The following is a 21,044-nucleotide window of genomic DNA, read 5'->3' as shown; positions in this document are numbered from 1 at the left end:
AGAGTAAATAATAGAAAAGCTTATTAGTTTTATGATATAATTTAAAAAGAAATTTAGAGAAAAAATAAAAATATATCAATAATTAGTTATGAAAGTGTATCATTTTGATGCACTTTTTATAATGACGATATAAGGAGGCTTTATGGGGAGTATATATTTAAAAAATGTATTTGAAGACAAGAAATTTTTAAGAAAAACAATTGCAATTGGAATTCCCATTGCAATACAAGCTTTGTTAAACACAACTTTAAACCTTGTTGATAATATGATGATAGGAAGTTTAGGTGAAAGCTCTATTGCAGCAGTTGGATTAGCTAACAAGGTGTTTTTCGTATTTACATTATTATTGTTTGGTGTGGTTAGTGGATCTTCGATATTAACAGCTCAATATTTTGGAAAAAGAGATATAAAAAATATTAGAAGAGTTCTTGGAATGTCTCTTATAATAGGACTTTCAGGAGCGATATTATTTACGATTGCAGGTTTATTTATTCCTAAAGCAGTAATGAGAATCTTTACTCCTAGTGAAGGTACTATATCAATAGGAGCTTCTTATTTAACAATAGTAGCCTTAAGCTACCCATTAACAGCTATAACTAACTGTTATATATCATTGCTTAGAGCAACTAATAAGGTTAAAGCACCAGTTTTTATAAGTTTAGTGGCTATATTAGTAAATGTAGTTTTAAATTATACTTTTATATTTGGTAATTTCGGAGCACCAAGGCTTGGAGTACGAGGTGCAGCTATAGCAACATTAATTGCTAGATTAGTTGAGTGTATTTCTATATTATCAGTGGTTTATATGAGTGGTGGACCTGCAGCTGCAAAAATAAAAGAACTTATTGCCTTTGATAAGGAGTTTATAAAAAAATATTTCATTACAGTTTCACCGGTAATAGCTAATGAATTTATGTGGGGACTTGGAGTAACTATGTATTCATTAGTTTATGGAAGAATGGGAGATAGAGCCGTTGCAGCAATAACAATAACTCAAAATGTTGAACAAATTTGCGTTGTTATTTTCCAAGGATTAAGCTCAGCAACTGCTGTTATATTGGGAAATGAACTTGGAGCAAATAAACTTAAAGATGCTGAGAAGCATGCTAAAAGTTTCTTTGTACTACAGTTAATGTTAACTGTAGTTATGGGAATAGTATGTATTTTAATTAGAAATCCACTTATAAATCTATTTTCAGTCCAAAAAGATGTTGCCAGCGATATTACAAGATGTTTAACTGTTTTTGTATGTTATTTACCTTTTAGAATGTTTAATTTAATAAATATAGTTGGAGTTTTAAGAAGCGGTGGAGATACTAAAGCTTCATTATTATTAGATATAACTGGGGTCTGGTGCGTTGGAATACCTTTTGCGTTTTTAGGTGGAATAGTCTTAGGATTACCAATTTATTATGTATATGCTATGATAACTATTGAAGAAGTTTATAAATTTGTTTTAGGATTTAAAAGATATAAGCAGAAAAAATGGCTTAAGAATATAGTTGGAGTTTAAAAGAAGCATATAAGTACTAAGGGGGCCTTTAAATGAAAATAGTAGCTAACAAAGGAGAAGAAGTATATAAAAATAGAATAATTAGAAGATTTAGAGAGAAAGTTCCAAGCCATAATAGAACATCTGAATCCTTAAGACTTGGAGTGATTTTAGCAGTAGTTGGTGGTTTTTTAGATGCTTATACATTTATTTGCAGAGGCGGAGTTTTTGCAAATGCTGAAACAGGAAACATAGTTTTACTAGCTCTTGGATTAACAAATAAAAATTATAAAAGTGCTTTAATGGCTGGTGTGCAAATATTATTTTTTATTTTGGGCGTTTTAGTAACTGAGGAAATAAGAGAACATTCTATTAAAAAATATAATGATTCAATAAGAGCGGAGAAATTAATATTAATAATAGAAGCAATAGTGTTATTTATAATAGGATTTATTCCTAATAATGTACCTAATATTTTTATAACTAGTATTATAGCCTTTATATCATCAATCCAAATTTCATCATTTAGAAGACTTGTAGATTCACCTTATAGTACAACTATGTGTACAGGGAATTTGAGAACAGCATCACAATCAGCTTATTTAGCAATTAAGAAAAAGAATAAAGAAGCAGAAACTAGAGCAATAAGATATTTTATTATTATTTTATCATTTTTAGTTGGAGCATCCCTAGGAGGAGTATTAACTTTAAATTTTGGAGTTAAGTCAATATGGCTTTGTTCAATATTATTGATAATATCAAAGTTTATATTTAGTATAGACGAATATAGATTTAATAAATATAACATAAAATTCCTTTAATATAGCAAACAATTTTGTATTGAAATTATCCTAATGTTTGTGTATAATACAATATAAATTGAAAAGAACTCGTATATAATCGGTAATATGGGCCGAAAGTTTCTACCTGCTAACCGTAAATATGCAGACTACGAGGTATTTGACTTAAGGATTAAAGTGAAATTTTTATGATATAGAAAAGTTACTTATATTTTTAGGACAAGCACCTCGGTATAGAGGTGCTTTTTAATTTCATTTAAACAATGGAGGATGAAATAATGGAAAATTTAAAAACAACAGATGGAATTAAATTAACTTATGGTGTTGATGATAACCCATCAATTTCAGAAAAAATATTATTTGGAATACAACATATATTTGCTGCTTTTGGAGGTATTATAGTAGTTCCTCTAGTTTTATCAAGTGCATTGGGATTTGATGCTAAAACTAGTACTGCATTAATTAGTGCATCTATACTTGCTGCAGGTATAGCAACAATAATACAAGCTAGAGGTGTTGGACCGGTAGGGGCTAAAGTTGCTTGTATAATGGGGACTGATTTTACTTTTATTTCTCCATCTATTTCCGTTGGATCAGTTTTAGGTCTTCCAGGAATTATAGGAGCAACAATTTTAGGGGCGCTTTTTGAAGTTATTCTTAGTTATTTTATAAAACCATTAATGAAGCTTTTTCCACCACTAGTTACAGGAACAGTAGTGTGTTTAATTGGATTAACATTACTACCAGTATCTATTGATTGGGCTGCAGGTGGAAGTGGTGCAGCTGATTATGGGAGTTTGAAGAATATATCAATTGCTATGTTAGTTTTAATGGGAACTTTACTATTAAATCGTTACGGAAAAGGTATGCTTAGTAGTGCTTCTGTACTTATAGGAATGGTAGTTGGATACATTGTTTGCATTCCTCTAGGATTAGTAGATTTTACAGCTGTTAAGGAAGCAAGCTGGATTTCATTCCCGAATATATTTGAATATGGTGTAAAGTTTGATTTAAAGGCCCTTTTAGCATTTATACCTGCATATTTTGTTACGGCAATTGAAACAGTAGGATGTTTAAAGGCTGTAGGAGAAGTTTCAGAAGTTCAAATGGATGAAAAGCGTATAGGTGCAGGTGTCCTATCAGATGGAATTGGAAGTATGTTAGGTGGGGTATTTGGAACATTACCAAATACAACTTTTAGCCAAAATGTAGGGTTAATTCCTTTAACTAAGGTTGCTAGTCGTTATGTTGCAGTTATGGCAGGTATTATATTAGTCATATTAGGATTTTTACCAAAACTTGCAGCTATAGTTAATGGTATTCCACAACCTGTATTAGGAGGAGTTGGAATAGTTATGTTTGGAACAGTAGCTGCTGCAGGGATTAAAACGTTAAGTAAGGTAAAAATAAATGAGCGTAATCTTTTAATAATAGCTACATCAATAGGTTTAGGTCTTGGTGTTACATTCAGACCAGAATTTATTTCACAATTACCAGAAGCATTAAAAATGATATTTACTTCAGGTATATCAACTGGGACAATTACAGCTTTACTGTTAAATATAATATTAAAGGAAGAAAAATAAAAATATTAAGAATGGGATCTGAAAGAATTCCATTCTTTTTTGCTCTTTAGGAAATTATAAAAATGTTACCCTATAAATAAAATTTTTATAATTTCCAACCTTCAGTTTGTAAGTGTTAAAATATCATAGCAAGGTGATTTGGAACCTGCGACGGAACCTGGATATGATACTTTAACACTTTGTTATAGGATAATTATTCCAAGTGTGATATTATAAATAATAGGATTAATTATAACATTAAGGGAGAGGAAAATGAGAAATATAAGAACTGCTTTAAGAATTTCCGGAATAATAATTTTATTATCATTTATATTAAGCATAACAACAGTAAATTATTTAAAACTACCTAATCCTGTTTTTTTAAAGAATTATATTGAAGCAGATATAGCAGAAGGAGAAAATAGATACAATTTATTAAATTTTGATATAGAGTTAAAATATATCTCTAATATAGAAGATAAAAGGAAGGTAGTAGGAATAATTTTTGATGAAGCACCAGAATTAAATTTTAATGCTAGTGAAACTAATTTTGAATTTGCTAGATTTTATGATTATAGTAATGATAATATAGAAAATAATGGAAGGTATGGGATACATACTGTGTTTTTAAATGTAGACACATCAGAACAGAAAATAGAAATAGATGATAAATTAGTATTAAGTAAAGCAACTATATTCTTTGATGATGGACTTAGTATGAAGATTGATTTGGGTAAAATAGTATTAAATAAAAATAATATATCTGAAACTCCATTAGAGAATTCAGGCGTAGAAGGTTCTAATTATGGATATAGCAAAAGTATATTTTGGACTAAAGATTATATACAAGTAGATAATATATATTCTTTATTATTTGAGGATACGAGAGATTTATTTGATTTTAATATAAATAAAACAGGAGATATAGAAGATAGGAGTTTAATTTATAATAAAAATGAAAATTTATATTTTGTAACACAATTTCATTCTATTGATGATCCTATTAAGAAAATGTATAGATATGATATACAGCCTAAAATATATTTTAGTGATAGAGATGGAAATGAATATGAAAAAAGGGTATATAATATAACGCATTATCCAACCTTTAAATTTTATGACATATATAAATATCTAAGGGAAATGGGGGAAATATAGAATGATTAAAGGATATAAAAAAGTTTTCTTTGGAATGTTATTTAATACCTTTCACTTTAATTTAGGTCCAATACAACTTTTACCGGATTTTATTGCAATAATAATTATTTGCTCAGGTATTAAAGAAATATTAGAGGTTTATGATAACAATTTACTAAATGCATCATTAAAATTATTTAATATAAAAATGATTATTGCAATTATAGCTTTTATATTACCTATTATGGGGATAGAAAGTATATTTGGAAATGATATGATTTTAAATATAATATGGTTTAATATAGGGAACATTTTAGAACTTTTAAGTATATTAAAATTTATGCAAGGAACTTCAGAAGTATTAAAAGAAAACTTTAATACTTATTTAGGAGATAAGTATAATAATAAAACAATAAATTATATTTACTTATATTCAATACTTATTGTCTTAGCAAATATAAATTTTATATTTATGTCAAATACATTAGCCGTTGTAACAGCAATTTATGGGGTAATAATTAGATTATATGTAATACTTGGAATTAAACCATTGTATAGTGAAAGTTTAGAATACAATTAATAATTATTTATATTCTACAAATAATACTTATAAAGAATATGGAGGTATTATTATGATTAAGGATATATTAGATAAATTAGAAATTAAAAAAAGTGAGAATTTATCTGAAAATAATTTTAAACAAAATACTGTTCTAGGAATGAATAGAGATTTAGATAAGCTGAAGATAAATGATGACTTTTCTAATGAAGATATTATAAGTAGTGAATATACATCCAAAACTATAAATTCTTATGTAGAGCTGAAAGATACAATAAAAAAAGATAAATAAAATAATTAAGGAGCTAGAGAAACTAGAATATAGTAATCTCTAGTTCTTTTTTTATACTTTCCTTCATCTAGTTTTAAGATTAATTTAAGGTAAAAATGATATTATTTATTCAATAAAACTCTAGGAGGATGTATTATGAGCAAAAAGGTTATAGCAATATTATCTATAGTATCTGTTTTAGCAGTTGCTACAGGATGTACAAATAAAACTACTTCATTAAATAATACTGTTGTAAGTGAAAATATAGAAAATGTAGATACTAAAATTATATTAGGTGATTCCATATCTGTAGAAGGAGATGGAGTATCAGTTGAAAATGACAAAGTTATTATAAATTCTGTAGGAACATATGAAATAACTGGTACATTAAATGATGGGCAGATTGTAGTAAATGCTGGAGATGAAGATAATGTAAAATTAGTTTTAAATGGGGCTAATATATCATGTTCTAATAGTGCACCCATTTATGTTATGAATGCTAAAAATGCTTATGTAGTTTTAGCGAATGGAAGTGAAAATGTAGTTACAGATGGTGAAAATTATGTTTATGAAGATGCTACTAGTGATGAGCCAAATGCAACAATATTTAGTAAATCTGATTTATTTATTAGTGGAACTGGAAAGTTAACAGTAAACTCTAATTTTAATAATGCAATAACTAGTAAGGATGATTTAGAAATAGGTGAGGCTACTATAGAAATAACTTCTGTTGCTGATGGATTTAGAGGAAAAGATTCTATAACTATTGTAAGTGGGAATATTAATATAAATGCAACTGGAGATGGAATGAAGTCTAATAATACGGAAGATACTGAAAAAGGCTATATAGAAATACAATCAGGAAATATAAATATTACTTCAGGAGAAGATGGAATTCAAGCAGAAACAAATTTAAATATATTGGATGGAACAATTAATATAACTTCAGGCGGTGGAAGTGAAAATGTAGTGAAAACTAATTCTAATAATGAAAAAATGAATTTTGGAGGAGAGAAACCAAGTCAAGATGCAGTAAGTGGAGCTAGTGAATCTATGGATAATGGAGCAAATAATACTTCTGCTAATTCGAATAATATAGAGTTAATAAATTTAGCAACTGAAACATCAAGTGATAGTGAGTCTACTAGTATGAAAGGAATAAAAGCAGGACAGAAAATAAAAATTGATTCTGGTAATATTAATATAAATTCTGCAGATGATTCAATACATTCCAATAATACAATAGAAATAAATGGTGGAATATTTAATATTTCTTCAGGAGATGACGGTATACATGCAGATTCTGTTATTGATTTAAATAGTGGAACTATAGATATAAGTAAATCATATGAAGGAATAGAAGCAGAAACAATAAATATAAATGATGGAGACATTAAAGTGGTAGCTAGTGATGATGGAATTAATGCTGCTGGAGGCAATGATGGTTCCTCAATAAATGGTAGACCAGGACAAAATAATTTTGCATCTTCAGGAAAGGGAACTATTAATTTAAATGGTGGTAAATTAGTTGTAGATGCAAGTGGTGATGGTATTGATGCTAATGGAAGTATTTATATGAAGGATGGAATAGTAATAGTTAATGGCCCCGAAGATAATGGAAATGGAGCTTTAGACTATGATGGAACTTTTGAAATTTCAGGAGGTACTTTAATAGCAGCTGGAAGTTCGGGTATGGCTCAATCACCAAGTAATTCTTCAACTCAAAATTCAGTTAATGTATTTACTTCAGTTTCAGCAAGTACATTACTTCACATTGAAGATGAAAGTGGAAATGAGTTAATAACTTTTGCACCAAGTAAAAACGTTCAATCAGTTTTAATATCTTCACAAAATATAAAAACAGGAACAACTTATAAGGTATATACTGGTGGAGAATCAACAGGAGCATCAGATGATGGACTATACTCAGGAGGAAGTTATTCAGGTGGAACAGAAGGAGATAGTTTTACCGTATCTAGTTCAGTTACAACTGTAGGGCAAAGTGTTGGAGGAATGGGAGTTCCTGGTGGCGGAAGAGGAAATCAAGGAGGTATACCAGGACAAGGAGCAGGAATTCAACAAGGTCAAAGACCAACAAGATAATAATTTAATATTTAAATATAAGAAAGAATATTACGAATATTAGGATCTCGTAATATTCTTTTTTTATATTACTTAAAAGTATGGTAAAATAATACAAATGAATAAAGTTGAAAGAGCGGTAGATAAAGAAAAATTTAAGTTTATTAATATTCATTATTTAGGCGAATAAATAAGAAAATATAAATAATATTTAAGGGGAATAATAATGATATTTAGAAAAAAGAAGTGGATTTCATTCAGTTTTTTACCTTATGAATATAAGTGTTTAGAAGATTATTTAGAAAAAATGGCGGAAAAAGGGTGGATACTAGAAGATATAAGTGGATCTTCTTTAAAGTTTGTTAGAAGCTCATCTAAAAGTTTAAATTATTTAGTATATATAATAAATAATACTTCAATTTTTGGTGGGAAGGATATTGATAAGGCATCGGAATATAAGAAATACTGTAAAGAAGTTGGATGGACTTTGGTTTGTGAAAGTGATAAGATGCAAATTTATTGTAGTGAATTATATAATATGAAGGTAGATATTAATGAAAATGAAAGAGAAAAGTTTAATACTATTTCTAAAACATCGGTAAAATATATTTTTTTAAAGTTAATAACAGTTATATTTCTTTTGTTATCTCAATATATAGGAACAATTGGAAGTAGTAATAGGTACTTTTTAGCAAATTCATTGAGTTTAGGTAGCCTTATATTTGTTACTATTTTATTTATTCATGAAATATTAAGCTTAATAACATTATTAATATTTTTTATAAAGGGAAAAGTATTAATAAATAATGGGATAAAAGTTGATTATAACTTTAAATGGATGTTTTCACTTAAGAAATTAATATATAATTTCATGATTATTAGTATGGCTATAACTTTTTTATACTTTGGTATAGATTTTTACTACAATAAAAAGATAAGTATAGATGAAGTTACTTTAAAACTTCAGGATTTTAATGATGTTGATAAAGATGACTCTGAATGGTTTAGAGTAGATAAGTCTCCAATAGCTAATTATATTTTTTATAGTAATGAAGGTAATAAAATGTATTTAAGCTATGAACTTTTGGAAAGTAAATATAAATGGCCAGTTAAGTATAATTTTAATAAAAGAATTAATTATTTTAAAGAGCTTGGAATCAGTTATAAAGAAAAGGAAACTAATTTAGAAAAAGATATAAAGGTATATGTAAATGAAGAGAGGTTTAAGTATATAATTGTATCTGAAAATAAGATGATAGAGATATATGAAGCTGACACTGTAAGTGAAGAGGAATTGATTAATATTGTTTATGAGAAAGTATTTGAGAGTGTAAAATAGTCTGTGTAAACTTCAGAAGATAATGTATAATAAATTATCTATACGAGGAGGACACAGACTATGTCATTTTCAAAAGAAGAAATTAAAAGGATTATAGCAGCAAATCCAAATATGAAAACAGCTGATGATGTTCAGAATGTTTTAAAGGATCTCTTTGGAGAATTGCTTCAGCAAATGCTTGAAGCGGAGATGGATAACCATCTTGGTTACTCTAAATATGATTATCAAAACAAAAATACTACTAACAGTCGTAACGGAAAAAGTAGTAAGACTATGAAATCTAATCTAGGTTATTTTGACTTAGACGTTCCAAGGGATCGAGAAGGTTCATTTGAACCTGAAATTGTTAAGAAACATCAAACGGATGTATCACACTTAGAAAACTCTATAATAGGCATGTATGCTAAAGGAATGAGCACAAGAGATATTGCAGCACAAGTTAATGAGATTTACGGTATGGATGTTTCACCGACACTTATATCTAATATAACTGACAAAGTAATTCCTATGATTAAGGAATGCAAAATAGGCCTCTTGATGAAGTATATCCTATTATATTTATGGATGCTATTCACTTTAAGGTTAGAAAAGATAATGCAGTAGTTTCTAAGGCTGCTTATGCAGCAATCGGTGTGAATATACAAGGTAAGAAAGAAGTACTTGGGATTTGGATAGGTGCATCAGAGTCATCAAAGTATTGGCTTTTAGTTCTTAACGAATTAAAAAATCGAGGAGTAAAAGATATTTTAATAACATCTGTAGATGGATTAAATGGATTTACTGAAGCTATTAAAGCAGTATATCCTAATACTGAAATTCAAAAATGTATAATCCATCAAATAAGAAACTCAAGTAGATATCTATCATATAAGGATTTAAAGGCATTTAATGCAGACTTGAAACTTGTATATACTGCCAGCACTGAAGAACAGGCGTTAGCGCAGCTAGATAAGTTAGAAGATAAATGGGGAGAAAAATACTTGATTGCTATAAAATCCTGGAGAAATAATTGGGATGAGCTAGCTACATTTTTTAAGTATCCACCTGAAATAAGAAAGATTATCTATACTACCAATGCGATGGAAAGTTATAATCGCCAATTGAGAAAAGTAACTAAAACTAAGTCGATATTTCCAAATGATGAATCATTAATGAAAATCTTATATCTAGCTACAATTGATATTAGTAAAAAATGGACTCAATCTATTCGAGGATGGGCTCAAATATTAGCACAGCTTTCTATCTTCTTCGAAGGGCGTTTAGACGACCAATTGTTTTAAATTAAAATTGGGAACTCTTATTAAATCACAGATATCATTTCATATATTTTCTATAAATATAAAAATAAGGTTGGATGTATAAAGTATACTTCCAACCTACAATAAAAAAATATTTTTTCTAAAGTTTACACAAAATTATTGACATACTCTTTTTATATTTACAAATTAATTCTACTAATTAAACAAAAGCCTTGTAAATTGAATTTATAGCTTTTTCGAAGTCGTCAGTTTCTATTCCAATAAGAATGTTGATTTCGCTAGAGCCTTGATCTATCATTCTAATATTAATATTAGATTCACTTAAGGAATTGAATATTTTAGCAGCCACACCCTTATTTGAAGACATACCATTTCCAACTGTTGCAATTAGTGCCATATTAGGATGTACTACTATAGAATCAGGGTTGCATGTCCTTTTTATTTCATCAACTAATATTTCAGTTTTGTTTTTTAATTGAGCATCTGAAATAACTACACATACTGTATCTATACCAGAAGGCATGTTTTCAAATGAAATACAGTTTTGCTCTAAAATAGATAAAACTTTTCTACAAAAACCAAGTTCTGAGTTCATCATTGCTTTTTCAATAGAAATTACAGTGAAATCTTTTTTGCCGGCAATACCCTTTATTGGATTATTAAAGTCTGGCTCCATATCCTTTACTATTAAAGTACCAGGATCACTTGGAGAATTAGTATTTTTAATATTAATAGGAATACCTGCATTTCTTACTGGAAACACAGATTCTTCATGTAAAACAGAAGCTCCCATATAAGAAAGTTCTCTTAATTCTCTATAAGTAATTTTTCTGATTTGCATGGGATTTTTAACAATTCTTGGATCAGCCATTAAAAATCCAGAAACATCTGTCCAATTTTCATATAATTCAGCATTTATACTAGCGGATACTAAAGCACCAGTAACATCAGAACCACCTCTAGAAAATGTAACAATATTACCTAGTGAATCAGCTCCATAGAATCCTGGAATTACTGCTCTTGTATTTTCATTAATAATGTTTTGTAAGGCTTTATATGTAGNGCAAAATAGGCCTCTTGATGAAGTATATCCTATTATATTTATGGATGCTATTCACTTTAAGGTTAGAAAAGATAATGCAGTAGTTTCTAAGGCTGCTTATGCAGCAATCGGTGTGAATATACAAGGTAAGAAAGAAGTACTTGGGATTTGGATAGGTGCATCAGAGTCATCAAAGTATTGGCTTTTAGTTCTTAACGAATTAAAAAATCGAGGAGTAAAAGATATTTTAATAACATCTGTAGATGGATTAAATGGATTTACTGAAGCTATTAAAGCAGTATATCCTAATACTGAAATTCAAAAATGTATAATCCATCAAATAAGAAACTCAAGTAGATATCTATCATATAAGGATTTAAAGGCATTTAATGCAGACTTGAAACTTGTATATACTGCCAGCACTGAAGAACAGGCGTTAGCGCAGCTAGATAAGTTAGAAGATAAATGGGGAGAAAAATACTTGATTGCTATAAAATCCTGGAGAAATAATTGGGATGAGCTAGCTACATTTTTTAAGTATCCACCTGAAATAAGAAAGATTATCTATACTACCAATGCGATGGAAAGTTATAATCGCCAATTGAGAAAAGTAACTAAAACTAAGTCGATATTTCCAAATGATGAATCATTAATGAAAATCTTATATCTAGCTACAATTGATATTAGTAAAAAATGGACTCAATCTATTCGAGGATGGGCTCAAATATTAGCACAGCTTTCTATCTTCTTCGAAGGGCGTTTAGACGACCAATTGTTTTAAATTAAAATTGGGAACTCTTATTAAATCACAGATATCATTTCATATATTTTCTATAAATATAAAAATAAGGTTGGATGTATAAAGTATACTTCCAACCTACAATAAAAAAATATTTTTTCTAAAGTTTACACAAAATTATTGACATACTCAAGTATTTAAAAAATAGGGCTGTTGTATAAACTGCCCTTTAATTATAAACCTTTTCTTCAAATCCAGCAAAATTTAATGAAATATTTAAATTACCATTTTTACATCTTAATTCATCTATGAATTTTTTTTGATTAGCATCAAGCTTCATTTGAACAATATAATGAATTTCAAAAAGTGAACCAAAGTCTCTAGTCTTAATGGTCTCAATATACCAAGAATCTGTATATTTATTTAAAATACCATCGAAGATTCCATCATAGTTTAAATCTTCAGGAATTGTTATTTTAAGTTTTGAAGTTTTAGTCTTTGGCATAGCAAATTTTGTTGCATCTAATATTAATGTTAAAGCACAAAGAACTATTGTGAAAATAAAGGCATATCCTATATATCCCATACCACAAGTTAAACCAACAGCTAAAGTAAAGAAAACATAAGTTATATCCTTTGGATCTCCAGGAGCACTTCTAAAACGTATAATTGAAAAAGCTCCAGCTAAGCTAAAGGCTCTAGCTACATTGTTACCTACTAAAAGGATAATAATTGATATTATAACAGGTAGCATAATAAGAGTTATTGTAAAACTTGGTGCATAACCTTCTCTCTTATGAGTTTTGATATATGCAAGGCTAATAATTAAGCCTAGAATAATGGCTGATGAAATAATTAATAAAGCATTAAATAAAGTAAAGGATTCTCCATTTGTAGAGGTTATTATTGTTTCTAACATATGCTTTTCCTCCTTATGTCATAATTTTTATTTAAACAATAATTCATATATTCATTTCCATATTTAGAAAAGTGAGTGTTATAAATTTCTAAATCTGATAACACTTTTGTAAACCAAACAGGTATAGCACCTAATATTTTTACTTCCATTAAATAATGTTTATCTTCTAATAAGTTATTACCGAAGTTACCAAGTTCAAGTTTAAGATTATGGCGTCTTGTTAAAATATTAGAATCGAATGTTATTCTAAAATCATTATCATCTTTAGCGAAAAATGCTTTTCTACTATAACTTATATAAACCATTGGATAAACTGTATTTTTATCTAAATGATATTCTATTTCGTTAAGAACTTGATTATTTATATAATCATCAGTTTTAGGACGAGTACCATATTCTAAAAAGTTATAAGCTTCTTCTAAAGTTAAAGTTGCTCTACGTTTATTTACAATTCCGTTAATTTTCTTTTTTAATTCAAGAAAGACTATATCTTTAGGACAAGTTGGTATATTATAGCTTCTTAATCTTAACTTTTCTTTATAATAAGGCTTATTTATAGAATGTCTAATTATATGGTTATCTTTTGTATCATAATAGATATTATAAATACTATAGTTCTTTCCTGATTTACAAAATTTATCTGGATCCATATATTTGGATAAAATCGGAAGAAGTAAATTATATTGAGTTTCGGTTAATATAAATTTTTTCTCATATCTTTGAAAAGACTTTATTGCCATTAAGATACCTCCTATAGAAATCATATTTTATGAGGTAATTATATAATTCTAACCTTAAAGAAATCTTAAATTGGATAGTATTTTATTAATTATAAAATTTACCAAAGGTGAAACTTAATAATAGAGTAATACGTCTAATAAATGTAAATAGATTAATGCATTAATTAAAGATTAAGTGGGAGGTAAAATGGAGTCAATAATTAAATTAGAAAAGAATAATCATAGAAATGATTATAATAAATTAATAAAAAGTGCTTGTAAGGGGGATAGGGAGTCCTTATCAATATTAATTAATGAAAATATTGAATATTATACAGTTTAAGTAAAAGATTATACAATAGAAAATAAAAATGACAATGATAATTTACCCAATGAAAAAATTATCGAATTCAGAGAAAAAGTAGAGAATACTTTTAAATAATCATATTACAACTATTAAGTATGATATTATAAAATAAGTTATATAATGGTAAAATAAGTGTATTGTAATAAAAAGGAGTAAAGCTGTTATGAAAAAGTTACTAACAATTTTATTAATATCTACATTATCTTTAACCGCATGTACATCAAATAAATTGCAAGAGTTAAGGAAAGAAATAAGTAATAACTCTAATGAAATTAATCAGCAAAAAAATGATGATAATTTAGAAGAAAAAGATCAAAATAAGAGTTTTGAAGAAAGTTCTAATAAAGTTAATGAAGGAAAAGATATTGTTGTAGAATTAGAAAATATAAGTGATAGAGTTAGGGATTATATTATAAATGGTCAAGAAGATAAATCAGAAGCTCAAAAGTTAAAATGGAGCAAAATATTTTTAAATGAAGTTAATATTGATAGTTTATATCAAGAATATATAAAAAATGGTGGAGAAAAAAATAACATAGAAGAGTTAGCTTTATATATTACAGAAAACGCTCCTATTCTTAGTAATTGGGAAGAATTATTTAAAAAAGATTTGTTTAATTCATATGGAGAGGTAGTTATTAAGTTGGAGCCATTAGGAGGGGACTTATACCAAGCATATGTAATAAAAGAAGGAAAAGAAGTTCCATATGTTGTAGTTTCATCAAGAACAGGATACTTTCACGGATAGATAATTATATTAAAATAAGACTATGTTTTATTAGAACATAGTCTTATTTTAATATAAAAAATTAATATATTTTAATAGTTTTGTAATGAAAAAGTAATAGGAAAACAATAAATTAAAGGTAGAATTATATATGTATAGTAAAAATATGGTAGGGAGGATTTTTATGAGACATAGAAGACTTAATAAAAATAAAATAATAAAATTAGTATTAGTAGTTTTATTATTATCCATTGGTCTAATTATTTTTAGAAATTTTTATAAAAAGGACAAGTATGAAAATGAAGGAATAACTATGACAGAGGAAGAAAAAGAAATTATAGATAAAGTAATAGCCTTAGCAGAAGAAAAGATTGGACTTCAATATGTTTGGGGTGGAAAAGGAGAGGTAATGACAGAAGAAAGACTTGATGAACTTATAAGCTATTACGGAGATAGTTATTATCCATTAAGTAGAGAAACATATATAGGCAATCAAGCCTTTGATTGCTCAGGATTAACATATTGGACTTATAAAGAAGTGACAGGAGTAGAAATAGGATATTCAACCTTTGATCAAGAAGATATCCTTCAAGGATATGAGATTAATAAAGAAGATTTACAACCAGGGGATTTAATATATACTCCAGGGCACGTAGTTTTATATATAGGTAGAGGAGAAATTATTAATGCTTATAACAAATATGTTTATCCAATTGGAGGAGTAAAGAAAAGTAATTTATATTTAAGTGAAGATAGTGTTATTTATAGACCTATTGATTATATTAATTCTTTAAAATAATTTTTAATTTAGGGAACTTTTTAGTAAAAGTTTTACTCTTAGGTATATAAAGGTGGTTAGTTAGGGGGAAAATAATTGGAACTAGAAGTTAAAAAGGCTATAAAAGGTGATAAAGAATCTCTTTTAAAATTAATAATGAAAGAAAAAGATAATTATTATAAGCTAGCCTATTTTTATATGAAAAATCAACATGATGCTTTAGATATACTTCAAGAAATGATGATAGTTTTATATAAAGAAATACCAAAGCTTAAAAAGGCAAATTCTTTTTATATATGGAGTAAAAAAATATTAGTTAATTTATGTAAAAAGGAGTTAACTAAGAAAAATAAATTTGAAGAAATAAATGAAACTATTTCTTTAGAAGAAAAGGGATTTAAGGAAACAGAAAATAAGATTTACTTAAAAACTTTAATAGAAAGTTTAAATGAAGAGCAAAAAGAGGCAATTAAGCTTAAATATTACTTAGATTATTCCTATGAAGAAATTGCAAAGGTTTTAGATATTCCATTAGGAACAGTTAAATCTAGGATAAATAAAGGTATTAATAAAATTAGAAAAAATATAGGGGGTGATATAAATGATGGATTTAGATAAGGAATTAAAAAGTTTAAAAGAAGATAATGTAAAAGCACCTAAAGAGTTTGAAGCTGTAATGAGAGAAGCTTTGGAAAAGTTTAATAGAGAAGATAAGAAAAAGAATAAATTTAATAATAAATATCTAAAAATAGCTCTATTATTTATATCATTTATTTTTATTTTAAATATAAGTACAGTATCAGCAATGGTAAAAAAGCTAATTGGATATAATGAATATTTTTCATATTATAGTTATGTTAAAAAGCTAAATGAAATAGGGAAAATTCAAGACATTGACGAAAAAATAGTATTTAGTAATGGAAAAGAAGTTACGATAGAAGCAATGGTTTATGATAATAAATATATTGCTGTATTTATGAAAGAGAAAGTTCAAGAAGAATATAATAAAGCAAAGGTTGAAGCAGTAGGTGGAGAAGCTACAGGTGTTATAGGTGTAGGGCCTGAAAGAGAAGATACTGGAGATTATTTAAGAGTTGAAAGATTTAAAATTGGAGAGGACAAAGAAAAAGTTAATTTAATAATTACTGAAAAAGAAGAGAGTAAGGAAATAACTATTAATATAGATACTTCAAAGAAAATTCATATTGAAAATATAAAACCAGAAGAAAATGAAATTGAAATAGATGGAGTAAAATTTATATTAAATAATTTAAGAGTTAGTCCACTTTCATTAGATTTAGATTATTCACTTGTTTCAGAGGATGATGAAAAAATTAAGGCAATTCAGATAAATAAGGGGAGTTTCTTTAATGAAGGTATATATTTTATGCCAAATATAGAGGGGCGAAATATTGAACCAATGGGAGTAAGCGGTGCATATGATGAGGTTGAAGTCTTAGATAATGGAATTAGGTTCATTGAAAATTTTGTTGTTAAAGATTTAGCTGTAGATAAGTTTAATAAAGCCAATATAGTTATTGAAAGAGCAAATTTTACTGAAGCTTTAAATTTAGATATTAAAAGTAATGTTAAAGACAAAAAAATAAATGATAATTTATTTATAGAAGAACTAGAATATAATGAAGAAACAGAAACTGTTTATATTGCATATTGGAGTAAGTGTAAAAAAATATGGTGGGATAAATATTTAACTTACGAAATAATTCCATATGATGGATTAATTTCTTATGAGCCTTCAACTCATAAAAGTAATACAAAGGATTATCTTGGCAAAGATTATAGAAAATATGAATTTATGAGAAGACAACTGTATATAGGAGAAGGAAAAGAATTCTTTATAGCAAATAATAAAGCTTTGGACATAAGAAAAAAAGATAGGACTATAAAGGTTAAAATTGATTATTAATCTGTAGAATATTATAAAGATATTGACAACTAACTAAATAAGCATTATAATCCATATTAATAAATAAGCATAACTAAGAATTATTTATATAATTCGGAGTATAAGATAATAAAAAGCTATGATAAGAAGAAGTAGTAATTAGTAAGGCTTACAGAAAGCTACCGGTTGATGAGAGGTGCAAGAAAAGCTAATTATGAATACATCTTTGAGCTTCACACCAAATGATGCTTTTAGCATCTAGTAGGCTGTGACGTATTCCTTGCACACGTTATAGTGCTAGAGTATTACCTAGTATAATCTAGAGTACTTGAAAAGGTAGGCAATGTGAATTGTCTATGAACTTAAGGTGGTAACACGAAGATTTATCTCTCGTCCTTTTGATATAAGGGACGGGAGTTTTTTTGTTTTCATTAAGTTCAACATTATCAAAAAGCTTTAATACATTATACTTATAGAACTTGCTTATATTTAAAAATATAAGAGGAGTGTTTAAAATTATGAAAACAGTAGAGGAACAATTTAGGATCATTAAAAAAGGTGCAGATTTAATAGTTAATGAGGAAGAATTAAAATTGAAGCTTGAAAAATCTATAAAAAATAATAAGCCACTAATTATTAAATTGGGTCTTGATCCAAGTGCACCAGATATTCATTTAGGTCATGCTGTAGTTTTAAGAAAGATTAAGCAAATGCAAGATTTAGGGCATAAGGCAGTTATTGTAATAGGTGACTTTACAGGTAAAATTGGGGACCCTACAGGAAAAGCAAAAGGTAGAAAAGCATTAACAGATGAAGAAGTATTGAAAAATGCTGAAACTTACAAAAATCAAATTTTTAAAGTTCTAGATAAAGATAAAACAGAGGTGAAATTTAATAGTACTTGGTTATCAAAATTAAATTTCGATGATGTATTAAAGTTAGCAGCAACAACTACTGTAGCTAGAATGCTAGAAAGAGATGATTTTCAAAAAAGATATAAGAATAATGTTCCAATAGGAATTCATGAATTCTTTTATCCATTAATGCAAGCTTATGACTCTATAGCACTAGAAGCAGACATCGAACTTGGGGGAACAGATCAAACTTTTAATATTTTAATGGGAAGAACTCTTCAAAAGGCAAGAGGACAAGAACAACAAATTGCAATGTTTATGCCAATATTAGAAGGTTTAGATGGAAAAGAAAAAATGAGTAAAAGTTTAGGTAATTACATTGGAGTTAATGAACCAGCCAATATAATGTTTAAAAAAGTTATGGAAGTTCCAGATGAGTTAATTATAAAATACTTTGAATTAGCAACTGATGAACATCCAGATAATATAGATAAGGTTAAGGAAAGACTTAAAGATGGAGAGAATCCAAGAGATATTAAGTTAGAATTAGCAGAAATAATAACGAGATTATATCATTCAGAAGAAGAATTAAAAGAAGCAAGAGAGTTTTATAATACTGCTTTTTCGAAAAAAGAAATACCAGATAATATACCAGAATTAAATTTCAGTGGAAACATATTAAAGGAACTAACTGAAGATTTAGTAAAGGAAAAAATAATTCCTAGTAAAAAAGAATTTAATAGACTTTTAGATCAAGGTGGAATTCAACTTAATGGTGAAAAAATAAAAGATTTTAATACAATCATCGAGGATAAAGATGTACTGAAAATTGGGAAAAAGAAGTTTATAAAAGTAGTTAAAACTATATAAATATAGTAATAATATTATAAATAAGAAAGGAGTAATAGTGAATATAATTTTAATTATTGCTCCTTTTTTATTTACATTTATTAATTAGTTGTTTTATTTCATTATTTAAATTAAATATATTAATATCTACATTTTTTGTTGAATAAATTGGTTGTATAGCAAATTTACTTTTGTGCTGTTTTAAAAGTAACATAGTTCTCCGACTTACTATTAATTGTGGTCTAGTTATAAAATTATTAGAATTCTTATAAAAATCATCAAAGGCTAAGTAAGATATATTAAAATCTTTAAAGTTATTAGCTATATATTCTTGATTATAAATACAAACATCCTGTCTTTTTAGATAATAATCATGAAGTGGTGATCTTTTACTTGGATATACAATTCCCGCAGAATCAAATAATGAAGAAATTTCAGTTTTTATTTTAGATTCTTTGATAATATTTATTACTTTTAATTGATAAAAAATTACTTCACTAGTATTTATATTTATTACTGGAAGTAATTCAAACCCCGTAAAGTTATTATTTAAAAGAAAATCACCTAAAGATTTATTAATAAAATATATAGTACAAAAGCCAGTATTATATTCTTGGAATTGGACTTTATTTACAATATCTTTATTACAAATTAAATTTTCGCAGTTATCGAAAATAATAAAATTTTCAGTTAAAATAATAGACTTAAATTTTTGATTATTAACATATATACACTTTTTAGAAATTGAACTTTGATAAAAATTAAGATATAAATTGAAATAGTCACAATTAGTATAATCATTTTTATTATAATCAATAACTGCATAATTATTGCTTATAATATTATAATTAATAATTAATTTATTGTTATAGAAAAAACTTAGCAGTTTTTTATGTTCAGTTGAATTATAATCAAAGAAATTAGTTGTTGGATCATTAGGATTTATTAAATTATTACTAACATTTTCATTGTAAAAGATAGGATCATATTTATTTTTAATCAAATCACAATATTCCGATAAAAGTTTTAATTCTATTAAATAGAATTGTAATTTTTTTAAGATATAATCATCGATAGTGTTTAATCTTATTATATAACTTATTTTACATTTCAATTTTATTAACTAACTCCTTATAAATATTTTAATTAATATGGACTATCCATCAGTGAAATATATTTTTTGCTGCAGTGGTTATTTTAAAATTATATTATATTTTTATTAATATAAAAAACATATTTTTAAATTATAAAGAATGTACTACTAAAACATTATTATATAAGGTAGATGGTAACATTATTTAAATAATAAAGATATCAAATTAGAAAAAGAAAATTTAAAATAAAAAAATAGTGGAATTTTATGATAGAGTGTGTAAGTTTGATTAAATAAAATTATAAGAAAACTTACACACTCTATTTTTTCTTTATTTGTTGTGAGACAATTTTGATCTTTTAGTGAATTTTTTTCCGTTAGAATGTGAACCTTTTTTCACACCATTTTCAATTCCAATTTCAGCTCCAGACTCAGAATACATTTTTCTAAGTTCTGCGTTAGATTTAGGGCGATCTTTTCGTCTGTTCTTATTATTATCCATACAAAAGTCCTCCTAAGTATAAGTTGTCTATATTAGTGTGCCACA

18 protein-coding genes, 3 pseudogenes, 1 riboswitch and 1 other annotated feature are annotated in these 21,044 nt (G+C 26.9%); of the genes and pseudogenes, 16 read left to right on the top strand and 5 right to left on the bottom strand.

What is annotated here, in order from left to right:
- Positions 1-142 precede the first annotated feature (142 nt).
- From BN6774_RS13265 to BN6774_RS13225, 9 genes and pseudogenes are all read left to right on the top strand, one after another.
- Positions 143-1,513, top strand: a complete 1,371-nt coding sequence (locus BN6774_RS13265; RefSeq protein ID WP_066894570.1) for an MATE family efflux transporter — start codon at positions 143-145, stop codon at positions 1,511-1,513.
- A 32-nt stretch (positions 1,514-1,545) separates the two neighbouring features.
- Positions 1,546-2,313, top strand: coding sequence for a YoaK family protein (locus BN6774_RS13260; protein ID WP_084767019.1), 768 nt, complete (start codon positions 1,546-1,548; stop codon positions 2,311-2,313).
- A 49-nt stretch (positions 2,314-2,362) separates the two neighbouring features.
- Positions 2,363-2,464: riboswitch (purine riboswitch) on the top strand.
- 106 nt (positions 2,465-2,570) lie between these two features.
- Positions 2,571-3,878 (top strand): nucleobase:cation symporter-2 family protein, encoded by a 1,308-nt coding sequence (locus BN6774_RS13255; protein ID WP_407922092.1) that lies wholly within the window; start codon positions 2,571-2,573, stop codon positions 3,876-3,878.
- A 252-nt stretch (positions 3,879-4,130) separates the two neighbouring features.
- Positions 4,131-5,015 carry a hypothetical protein gene (locus BN6774_RS13250; RefSeq protein ID WP_066894566.1) on the top strand — a complete coding sequence of 295 codons (885 nt, stop codon included), beginning with the start codon at positions 4,131-4,133 and terminating at the stop codon, positions 5,013-5,015.
- Position 5,016: 1 nt separating this feature from the next.
- On the top strand, positions 5,017-5,574 hold the full coding sequence (locus BN6774_RS13245; protein ID WP_066894564.1) for a hypothetical protein: 558 nt from the start codon (positions 5,017-5,019) through the stop codon (positions 5,572-5,574).
- Positions 5,575-5,626: 52 nt separating this feature from the next.
- Positions 5,627-5,845, top strand: coding sequence for a hypothetical protein (locus BN6774_RS13240; RefSeq protein ID WP_066894563.1), 219 nt, complete (start codon positions 5,627-5,629; stop codon positions 5,843-5,845).
- Between the two features lie 135 nt (positions 5,846-5,980).
- Positions 5,981-7,927, top strand: a complete 1,947-nt coding sequence (locus tag BN6774_RS13235) for a carbohydrate-binding domain-containing protein (protein ID WP_066894561.1) — start codon at positions 5,981-5,983, stop codon at positions 7,925-7,927.
- Between the two features lie 205 nt (positions 7,928-8,132).
- On the top strand, positions 8,133-9,245 hold the full coding sequence (locus BN6774_RS13230) for a DUF2812 domain-containing protein (RefSeq protein WP_066894559.1): 1,113 nt from the start codon (positions 8,133-8,135) through the stop codon (positions 9,243-9,245).
- Between the two features lie 60 nt (positions 9,246-9,305).
- A pseudogene (locus BN6774_RS13225) lies at positions 9,306-10,525 on the top strand (IS256 family transposase).
- A gap of 178 nt (positions 10,526-10,703) precedes the next feature.
- Here the strand turns inward: BN6774_RS13225 and BN6774_RS13220 are convergent.
- Positions 10,704-11,564, bottom strand: a pseudogene (locus tag BN6774_RS13220) (aspartate kinase); the annotation flags it as partial.
- A gap of 4 nt (positions 11,565-11,568) precedes the next feature.
- Here BN6774_RS13220 and BN6774_RS13215 point away from each other — a divergent pair.
- Positions 11,569-12,327, top strand: a pseudogene (locus tag BN6774_RS13215) (IS256 family transposase); the annotation flags it as partial.
- Positions 12,328-12,514: 187 nt separating this feature from the next.
- Here the strand turns inward: BN6774_RS13215 and BN6774_RS13210 are convergent.
- Together BN6774_RS13210 and BN6774_RS13205 are read right to left on the bottom strand one after the other, a co-directional pair.
- Entirely contained in the window at positions 12,515-13,204 is a 690-nt protein-coding gene (locus BN6774_RS13210; RefSeq protein ID WP_066894557.1) for a DUF4956 domain-containing protein, read from the bottom strand.
- Positions 13,198-13,944 carry a polyphosphate polymerase domain-containing protein gene (locus BN6774_RS13205; protein WP_066894555.1) on the bottom strand — a complete coding sequence of 249 codons (747 nt, stop codon included), beginning with the start codon at positions 13,942-13,944 and terminating at the stop codon, positions 13,198-13,200. The genes BN6774_RS13210 and BN6774_RS13205 overlap by 7 nt, the downstream gene beginning before the upstream one ends.
- Positions 13,945-14,131: 187 nt before the next feature.
- Here BN6774_RS13205 and BN6774_RS18985 point away from each other — a divergent pair, with 187 nt between their 5' ends.
- The 6 genes from BN6774_RS18985 to tyrS all read left to right on the top strand — a co-directional run bounded on the left by BN6774_RS18985 (position 14,132) and on the right by tyrS (position 19,425).
- Positions 14,132-14,266, top strand: a complete 135-nt coding sequence (locus BN6774_RS18985) for a hypothetical protein (protein ID WP_268873141.1) — start codon at positions 14,132-14,134, stop codon at positions 14,264-14,266.
- A gap of 187 nt (positions 14,267-14,453) precedes the next feature.
- On the top strand, positions 14,454-15,038 hold the full coding sequence (locus BN6774_RS13200) for a hypothetical protein (protein ID WP_066894553.1): 585 nt from the start codon (positions 14,454-14,456) through the stop codon (positions 15,036-15,038).
- Between the two features lie 163 nt (positions 15,039-15,201).
- Positions 15,202-15,816, top strand: a complete 615-nt coding sequence (locus BN6774_RS13195; RefSeq protein ID WP_066894551.1) for a C40 family peptidase — start codon at positions 15,202-15,204, stop codon at positions 15,814-15,816.
- Between the two features lie 75 nt (positions 15,817-15,891).
- Positions 15,892-16,413: an RNA polymerase sigma factor gene (locus BN6774_RS13190; RefSeq protein ID WP_066894549.1), complete on the top strand. Its 522-nt coding sequence runs from the start codon at positions 15,892-15,894 to the stop codon at positions 16,411-16,413.
- A complete protein-coding gene (locus tag BN6774_RS13185) occupies positions 16,397-17,722 on the top strand; it encodes a hypothetical protein (protein WP_066894547.1) in 1,326 nt (441 codons plus the stop codon). The genes BN6774_RS13190 and BN6774_RS13185 overlap by 17 nt, the downstream gene beginning before the upstream one ends.
- 109 nt (positions 17,723-17,831) lie before the next feature.
- Positions 17,832-18,102: a binding site (T-box leader), on the top strand.
- A 117-nt stretch (positions 18,103-18,219) separates the two neighbouring features.
- Positions 18,220-19,425, top strand: a complete 1,206-nt coding sequence (gene tyrS / locus BN6774_RS13180; RefSeq protein ID WP_066894545.1) for a tyrosine--tRNA ligase — start codon at positions 18,220-18,222, stop codon at positions 19,423-19,425.
- Positions 19,426-19,492: 67 nt separating this feature from the next.
- Here tyrS and BN6774_RS13175 read toward each other — a convergent pair whose 3' ends face one another.
- Complete coding sequence (locus tag BN6774_RS13175) at positions 19,493-20,518, bottom strand: hypothetical protein (protein ID WP_066894543.1); 1,026 nt, start codon at positions 20,516-20,518, stop codon at positions 19,493-19,495.
- Between the two features lie 310 nt (positions 20,519-20,828).
- Positions 20,829-20,999, bottom strand: coding sequence for a hypothetical protein (locus BN6774_RS18325; RefSeq protein ID WP_106404277.1), 171 nt, complete (start codon positions 20,997-20,999; stop codon positions 20,829-20,831).
- Between the last annotated feature and the right edge of the window lie 45 nt (positions 21,000-21,044).

Source organism: Clostridium nigeriense (genome assembly GCF_900086595.1).
Taxonomy (GTDB): domain Bacteria; phylum Bacillota; class Clostridia; order Clostridiales; family Clostridiaceae; genus Clostridium; species Clostridium nigeriense.
The sequence above is the reverse complement of the archived record's forward strand: the minus strand, read 5'-3'. Positions and strand labels throughout refer to the sequence as shown.

Coding starts and splice junctions, on each gene's coding strand:
- BN6774_RS13195 (WP_066894551.1), top strand. CDS start 15,202: ATGAGACATAGAAGACTTAATAAAAATAAAATAATAAAATTAGTATTA.
- BN6774_RS13205 (WP_066894555.1), bottom strand. CDS start 13,944: ATGGCAATAAAGTCTTTTCAAAGATATGAGAAAAAATTTATATTAACC.
- BN6774_RS13235 (WP_066894561.1), top strand. CDS start 5,981: ATGAGCAAAAAGGTTATAGCAATATTATCTATAGTATCTGTTTTAGCA.
- BN6774_RS13185 (WP_066894547.1), top strand. CDS start 16,397: ATGATGGATTTAGATAAGGAATTAAAAAGTTTAAAAGAAGATAATGTA.
- BN6774_RS13245 (WP_066894564.1), top strand. CDS start 5,017: ATGATTAAAGGATATAAAAAAGTTTTCTTTGGAATGTTATTTAATACC.
- BN6774_RS13255 (WP_407922092.1), top strand. CDS start 2,571: ATGGAAAATTTAAAAACAACAGATGGAATTAAATTAACTTATGGTGTT.
- BN6774_RS13230 (WP_066894559.1), top strand. CDS start 8,133: ATGATATTTAGAAAAAAGAAGTGGATTTCATTCAGTTTTTTACCTTAT.
- BN6774_RS13265 (WP_066894570.1), top strand. CDS start 143: ATGGGGAGTATATATTTAAAAAATGTATTTGAAGACAAGAAATTTTTA.
- BN6774_RS13260 (WP_084767019.1), top strand. CDS start 1,546: ATGAAAATAGTAGCTAACAAAGGAGAAGAAGTATATAAAAATAGAATA.
- BN6774_RS18985 (WP_268873141.1), top strand. CDS start 14,132: ATGGAGTCAATAATTAAATTAGAAAAGAATAATCATAGAAATGATTAT.
- BN6774_RS18325 (WP_106404277.1), bottom strand. CDS start 20,999: ATGGATAATAATAAGAACAGACGAAAAGATCGCCCTAAATCTAACGCA.
- BN6774_RS13200 (WP_066894553.1), top strand. CDS start 14,454: ATGAAAAAGTTACTAACAATTTTATTAATATCTACATTATCTTTAACC.
- tyrS (WP_066894545.1), top strand. CDS start 18,220: ATGAAAACAGTAGAGGAACAATTTAGGATCATTAAAAAAGGTGCAGAT.
- BN6774_RS13240 (WP_066894563.1), top strand. CDS start 5,627: ATGATTAAGGATATATTAGATAAATTAGAAATTAAAAAAAGTGAGAAT.
- BN6774_RS13250 (WP_066894566.1), top strand. CDS start 4,131: ATGAGAAATATAAGAACTGCTTTAAGAATTTCCGGAATAATAATTTTA.
- BN6774_RS13210 (WP_066894557.1), bottom strand. CDS start 13,204: ATGTTAGAAACAATAATAACCTCTACAAATGGAGAATCCTTTACTTTA.